Annotated in this window: 2 protein-coding genes; both read left to right on the top strand. The window is 62.3% G+C overall.

All coding sequences use genetic code 11. The features are described 5' to 3' along the window. On the top strand, positions 1–240 hold a 240-nt coding region (locus tag O7A60_RS31675; protein ID WP_415926887.1), incomplete at its 5' end, for a KUP/HAK/KT family potassium transporter. A gap of 194 nt (positions 241–434) precedes the next feature. Continuing rightward, positions 435–1,102 (top strand): KUP/HAK/KT family potassium transporter (locus O7A60_RS31670; RefSeq protein WP_337109575.1); only part of this gene is annotated, 668 nt, incomplete at its 3' end.

Here is a 1,102-nt window from a genome sequence, read left to right as displayed (position 1 = left end):
GAACAGCCCAACATCCCGCGCGCGCTGGCGATCTGCCGCAAGCAGGGCTGGAAGTTCGACATCATGACGACGTCCTTCTTCCTGTCGCGGCGCTCGCTCAAGGCTTCGCCCAATTCCGGCATGCCGGTGTGGCAGGACCGGCTGTTCATCGGCCTGGCGCGCTCTGCGGCGGATGCGACGGAGTATTTCCAGATCCCGACCGGCCGCGTCGTTGAAATCGGCACGCAGGTTGCCATTTAACAGACACGTGCTCGCCGGCCCGCAGGTTGTGCCGTGGGTCCGAACGTGAGCCTGCGAACGTCGTAGGAATCGACATCCGCGGGAAGTCGCCGACAAAAAGCCGCGCGCTGCCGACATGAGTGCCATAACGTTACGGCACTTGATATTGCGTTGCAGCAAGCGTAGAGCACCGCGCGTTTATCGGAGTGTCGTACATGGCCCTTGCCAATGCTGGTAGTGAGGCAGAACCCGTCGACCAATCGAGTCATCCCGAAATCGAGCAGCACAGCACCAAGGTGTTGATGCTGGGCGCACTCGGCGTGGTCTATGGCGATATCGGCACCAGCCCGATCTATGCGCTCCGGGAGGCGTTGCACGCTTCGTCCGGCAGCGATGTCGCCACCCGTGCCGATATTCTCGGCGTGCTGTCGCTGATCATCTGGTCGCTGACCATTACCGTCACGGTAAAGTACATCATGTTCGTGCTGCGTGCCGACAACCGCGGCGAGGGCGGCGTGCTGTCGCTGATGGCGCTGGCCCGCGGCAGTTTTCCGAAGCGCTCGGCGGTGATTCTCGGCATCGGCATCGTCGGCGCCTCGCTGTTTTTCGGTGACGCGGTCATTACGCCGGCGATTTCGGTGCTTTCGGCGGTCGAGGGCATGAATGTCGTCACCCCCACCTTCCAGCCCTATGTCGTGCCATTGACGCTGGTCATCCTCGCTGTGGTGTTTGCCGTCCAGCGCTTCGGTACCGGCGGCGTTGGGCTGGTGTTCGGCCCGGTGACCGCGGTGTGGTTCCTGGCCATCGGCTTGTCCGGCATCAATCACATCATCGTCGATCCGGAAATCCTGTGGGCCGTCAGCCCGCACTATATCGTCGCTTT

This window comes from Mesorhizobium salmacidum (SeqCode) (genome assembly GCF_037179605.1).
In the GTDB taxonomy this organism is placed as follows: Bacteria; Pseudomonadota; Alphaproteobacteria; order Rhizobiales; family Rhizobiaceae; genus Mesorhizobium; species Mesorhizobium salmacidum.
This window is presented reverse-complemented; position numbering and strand designations above follow the sequence as displayed.